General features: G+C 55.7%; 2 protein-coding genes. Both read left to right on the top strand.

Annotated features, from left to right (window positions below; all coding sequences use genetic code 11):
• Positions 1-3 precede the first annotated feature (3 nt).
• Positions 4-261, top strand: a complete 258-nt coding sequence (locus tag NCR38_RS33785) for a hypothetical protein (RefSeq protein WP_061122020.1) — start codon at positions 4-6, stop codon at positions 259-261.
• Positions 262-723: 462 nt separating this feature from the next.
• Positions 724-981, top strand: coding sequence for a hypothetical protein (locus tag NCR38_RS33780; protein ID WP_061122019.1), 258 nt, complete (start codon positions 724-726; stop codon positions 979-981).
• The last annotated feature ends 501 nt before the right edge of the window (positions 982-1,482 follow it).

Below are 1,482 nucleotides of genomic sequence, written 5' to 3'. Positions count from 1 at the left end.
ATCATGTTGAAAATCGACAACCTCGCTGTCAGCAAAGAACTCGGCCGCGCTGAAATGGGCGCTATCGTCGGCGGCGCAAGCATCTTCCAGAACAACGGCGTCAACTACAACTCGATCAGCGGCTTTGCCTTCGCGAGCCCGCAAACCAACGTCGCTCCCGTGACGCAGGTCGATGCCTCCACGCATACGGACGTCGATCTGAAGAACGTGACGAAGTCGCTCGACGCAGTGGGCAGCCTGCTCGGCGGCGTGAAGCTGTAAAAGCATCACCGCTCGAAGGGAGAAGGAACCACGACGTTTCCTTCTCCCTCTCTTCGCATTCCTGCTTCGACATTCATTCGCAGGCCCTCGCGCGCAATGCGCGAATTCACGCGGCCGTTTCTCTCTTTCGCACGGGTCATCACCGAGTACTCGGCAACGCGGACAACGTCTGCGCAGTCGCCACGCTACTGCGTCGATGGTGTTTCGATAACCGTCGATTCGAGTTGTCAGCGCCATGCCGACACGTCCGCGCAAGCTGTCTCCCGGTATCCAACGAATCCATACCGCCGATGCCCCGCGAATCGCCTGTCTCACGCTCTCCAGCGTTTATTCGGCTTGATTTTCAACGAGTTGGATTAACCGAACAGACCTTCCAGCAACGCCTGGCACGGCCCTCGCATATAGAGACGCGAGCGCAACGATTGGTGCTCATCCAACCCACACAGTCCCAGGAGACACATCATGCTTAAGATCGAAAACCTCGCCGCTAGCAAAGAACTCGGCCGCGCTGAAATGGGCGCCATCGTCGGCGGCGGGAGCATCTTCCAGAACAACGGCATCAACGCCAACTCGATCAGCGGCTTTGCTTTCGCCAGCCCGCAGACCAACGTCGCGCCGGTGACGCAAGTCGATGCTTCGACCCACACGAACGTCGATCTGACGAACGTCACGAAGTCGCTTTCGTCGGTCGGCAGCCTGCTCGAAGGCGTGAAGCTGTAAAGACAGGCATCCTCGAAGGGAGAAGGATTCATTTCCTTCTCCCTTTTCTCTTTTCTCTTTTCTCTTTTCTCTCGCGCTTCAATCCCTCTTCCCACTGCGACGCTCAACATCCGCGTCCGCATCACATTGCATAACGTTCGTTTTCCGAATTAAAACTTCACGTCGTTCATTCCGAAGCCGATAACTTTGTTTGAATCGGGATCTCACGGGCCCCTACCTGTTCGCATTGCGTTTTGACTTTTACCGCTGCCAATACCGCCCCCTGTTCGTCGCCCACCGACAACGTCCCCACTTCTGTTTTTCCGCCACCAACAACTTGCCCCGTGTCGTGCAATCCAAAGTTGCCTTCAAACCTGCATCGTCTCGGATATTTTTGATTAACAATCAATGCATTAGCCTAACCGAACAGATCCTCTAGCCTTGGCTGGCACAGCCCTCGCATATGTAGCTGCGAGCGCAACGATTGATGCTCATCCAACCAAACCCAGTCCAGGAGCTACA

The sequence above is a fragment of the Caballeronia sp. INML1 genome (assembly GCF_023631085.1).
Lineage (GTDB): Bacteria > Pseudomonadota > Gammaproteobacteria > Burkholderiales > Burkholderiaceae > Caballeronia > Caballeronia turbans.
Note: the sequence above shows the minus strand (reverse complement) of the source record. Positions and strands in the feature narration are given on the sequence as shown.

Coding starts and splice junctions, on each gene's coding strand:
- NCR38_RS33785 (WP_061122020.1), top strand. CDS start 4: ATGTTGAAAATCGACAACCTCGCTGTCAGCAAAGAACTCGGCCGCGCT.
- NCR38_RS33780 (WP_061122019.1), top strand. CDS start 724: ATGCTTAAGATCGAAAACCTCGCCGCTAGCAAAGAACTCGGCCGCGCT.